Source organism: Coprococcus sp. ART55/1, assembly GCF_000210595.1.
In the GTDB taxonomy this organism is placed as follows: Bacteria; Bacillota; Clostridia; order Lachnospirales; family Lachnospiraceae; genus Coprococcus; species Coprococcus aceti.
On record NC_021018.1, the window covers coordinates 2,763,435 to 2,766,826 of the forward strand.

3 protein-coding genes and 2 pseudogenes are annotated in these 3,392 nt (G+C 43.1%); all 5 read left to right on the top strand.

The annotated features are described in order from the left end of the window. Window positions 1-94 (top strand): annotated as a pseudogene (locus CCU_RS14850) (IMP cyclohydrolase); the annotation flags it as partial. Window positions 95-120: 26 nt separating this feature from the next. After that, window positions 121-1,299 carry a phosphoribosylaminoimidazolecarboxamide formyltransferase gene (locus CCU_RS12410; RefSeq protein WP_015534899.1) on the top strand — a complete coding sequence of 393 codons (1,179 nt, stop codon included), beginning with the start codon at window positions 121-123 and terminating at the stop codon, window positions 1,297-1,299. A 185-nt stretch (window positions 1,300-1,484) separates the two neighbouring features. After that, complete coding sequence (locus CCU_RS12415) at window positions 1,485-2,303, top strand: tetratricopeptide repeat protein (RefSeq protein ID WP_015534900.1); 819 nt, start codon at window positions 1,485-1,487, stop codon at window positions 2,301-2,303. A 27-nt stretch (window positions 2,304-2,330) separates the two neighbouring features. Further along, window positions 2,331-3,134 carry a GTP pyrophosphokinase gene (locus CCU_RS12420; protein ID WP_015534901.1) on the top strand — a complete coding sequence of 268 codons (804 nt, stop codon included), beginning with the start codon at window positions 2,331-2,333 and terminating at the stop codon, window positions 3,132-3,134. Window positions 3,135-3,145: 11 nt separating this feature from the next. Further along, window positions 3,146-3,392, top strand: a pseudogene (locus CCU_RS12425) (SAM-dependent methyltransferase); the annotation flags it as partial.

Below are 3,392 nucleotides of genomic sequence, written 5' to 3' on the forward strand. Positions count from 1 at the left end.
CCTCAATGAGGACAACAAGGTGTCACTGTTCGTCAGATATATTGACATCGCAACAGGTGAGTATGAGACAAAGATCGTGAACAAGAATAAGTAATTAAAGAATAAAGGAGATATTTGATCATGAACGAGATTCAGTTAAAGTACGGTTGTAATCCAAATCAGAAGCCATCAAGAATATATATGGAGGATGGCAGTGATCTTCCTGTTAAGGTTTTAAACGGCAAGCCTGGATACATCAACTTCCTTGATGCATTTAACGGATGGCAGCTCGTAAAGGAACTCAAGGCGGCAACAGGACTTCCAGCAGCAACATCATTCAAGCATGTTTCACCAGCAGGCGCTGCAGTTGGACTTCCACTTACAGATACACTTGCAAAGATCTACTGGGTAGATGATCTCGGAGAGCTCTCACCACTTGCATGCGCATATGCAAGAGCAAGAGGTGCTGACAGAATGTCATCATTCGGCGATTTCATCGCACTTTCAGATGTATGTGACGCAGACACAGCACGCCTTATCAAGAGAGAGGTATCAGATGGTGTTATCGCTCCTGGATACACAGATGAGGCTATGGAACTTCTTCTTGCAAAGAAGAAGGGAAATTACAACATCATCCAGATAGATGAGAACTATGTTCCTGCTGAGATCGAGAGAAAGCAGGTATACGGTGTTACATTTGAGCAGGGAAGAAATGAGCTCAAGATCGACAAGGATCTTCTGTCAAACTTTGTTACAAAGAACAAGGATCTTCCAGAGCAGGCTGAGATCGATATGAAGATCGCGCTCATCACACTCAAGTATACACAGTCAAACTCAGTATGCTATGTAAAGGGCGGACAGGCTATAGGTATCGGAGCCGGACAGCAGTCAAGAATCCACTGTACAAGACTTGCAGGACAGAAGGCAGACAACTGGTTCCTTCGTCAGTCACCACAGGTTATGGGACTTCAGTTTGTTGACGGACTTGGAAGAGCCGACAGAGACAATGCCATCGACGTATACATGGGTGATGAGTATGAGGACGTTCTTAAGGAAGGCGAGTGGCAGAAGAGATTCAAGGTTAAGCCTGAGGTGTTCACAGCAGAGCAGAAGAAGGCATGGCTTGCGCAGAACACAGATGTTGTCCTTGGATCAGATGCATTCTTCCCATTCTCAGACAATATAGAGAGAGCTCACAAGAGCGGTGTCAAGTACATTGCGCAGCCTGGCGGATCAGTTCGTGACGATCTTGTTATCGAGTGTGCTGACAAGTACGATATGGTCATGGTATTTACAGGAATCAGATTATTCCATCACTAATCTGCCAGACCTGTCGGCGTCAGATATTGTATTTATAGAAGAATTGAGAGCGGTTTTGCTGATGAAAATCAGCAAAGCCGCTTTTTACTTTATATATTTGTTGGATTGTGCTAATATAAAATGATGTATAAACTGCGGTAGCTATGCCGTGTAATAAAAATACTGTGATTCAAAGGAGATAACATATGTCTAGACGTAAACGCAGCATATTTAAAGAGAGAAGAAAGATCAACTATAAACTAATTTTTGCATTGGTGATACTTGCGTGTGTGGCTGTATTGCTGATCTCATACGCTATATCGGCAATAGTGTCACAGAAGGATGAACTTTACGATCAGGGCGTAAAATATTACAAGTCAGGTTCGTATCAGGAGGCAATAGATTCATTTGACAATGCCTTGGCAGAGAATCAGTTGTTCTCAAAGAAAAAGGATCAGAATATAAAGCTGTATCTGGCTGATGCGTATCTCAAGAGCGCGCAGTACACAGAGGCCGCAAATACATACAACGAATTGATACAGGATTCATTTACCGGATCAAATGTAAAAGATCTGAAGGAACTGGCAACTGCACTCAGTGATTTCTCACAGGGAAATTATGGCGGTGCTCTCGATGTGCTTCTGAAGCAGGCGGAGACATATCCGGAGCTTTATATGTACATAGGAACATGCTACGCAGTTACTGATGAGTCCGATAAGATGTTTGAGAGCTATGAAAAATATGTCCAGACATTTGGATTCAACTCGTATGTATATGCCATGTACGGTTCATATTATCTGAATAACGGTGATATGGAGTCTGCGATCGCATATATTACAAATGGACTTGACAGTGGAGACAAGATATACAGAAAAGAGCTCCTGATGCTTGAGATAACATATTATGAGAAGAACGAGGATTACGATAAGGCTTATGAGATAGCGGGACAGCTTGTGTCTGAGTATCCGGATTATGAGAAAGGACAGAAGGAGTATACATTCCTGAGCACAAGAGTGTCACAGTAGTATTTGTATTGGGAGGAGTTATTTTATATGGAGATTCAGCTTTGGAAGGAGATACTGTCTCCTTACGAGCAGGCGGTTGATGAGCTTCTCGTGAAGTTCAACCACATAATAATGCAGTACAAGAGTACGGGAAAGTACTCACCTATAGAGAGTGTGACCGGAAGGGTGAAGACGGTCTCCAGTATTATCGATAAGCTTCAGAAGAAGAATATTCCTATGGACCGGATCGTTGAGGAGATGGATGACATAGCCGGAATCAGGATCATGTGCCAGTTCACCGAGGATATCAGCAAGGTGGTTGAGATTATACGTGGCAGACAGGACATGAGGATACGTGAGGAGAAGGATTATATAGCAAATGCCAAGGCCAGCGGCTATCAGAGCTATCACATCATACTTGATTACGATGTATATACGGTAAATGGATGCACCACCATACAGGCGGAGATCCAGATAAGGACAATGGCGATGAACTTCTGGGCAACCATAGAACATTCATTGCAGTACAAGTACAGGAAGGGAATTCCAGAGGACATAAGGGCGAAGCTCAAGAACGCTGCGGATGCCACCGTTGCACTTGACAGGGAGATGTCATATGTCCGCGGAGAGATCATGGATGCACAGAATTCGTTCAATATCAAGGCGAATATAGTTTCGGAGATCATTGTTAATATCCAGAATCTGTACAAGGTGGGAAATCCAAGAGAGATCCAGAAGATTCAGGATGAGTTTTATTCTATATATAAGAAGGATGATATGGAGCTGCTTGAGAATTTTGCAAAGCAGCTTGACATAATAGCTGAGGGTTACAAGGCCCAGAGCGTAAGATAAAGGAGTTTGTTATGACTTTACCAAAGGCGTTTGACGAGAGGATCAGAATACAGCTTGGCGATGAATACGAGGATTATATAAAGTGTTTTGACAGTGATATGTATCATGGAATCAGGGTGAATACATCCAAGATATCCGTGGAGGACTTTCTGAAGATAAGTCCTTTCGAGCTGGAGCCTGTGCCGTGGACTAAGAATGGTTTTTACTATGATCACAGGAAGTATACGCCTTCCAAGCATCCATACTATTATGCGGGGC

Excerpts from the sequence above, each read along its gene's own strand:
- CCU_RS12420 (WP_015534901.1), top strand. The coding sequence starts at position 2,331 with ATGGAGATTCAGCTTTGGAAGGAGATACTGTCTCCTTACGAGCAGGCG.
- CCU_RS12415 (WP_015534900.1), top strand. The coding sequence starts at position 1,485 with ATGTCTAGACGTAAACGCAGCATATTTAAAGAGAGAAGAAAGATCAAC.
- CCU_RS12410 (WP_015534899.1), top strand. The coding sequence starts at position 121 with ATGAACGAGATTCAGTTAAAGTACGGTTGTAATCCAAATCAGAAGCCA.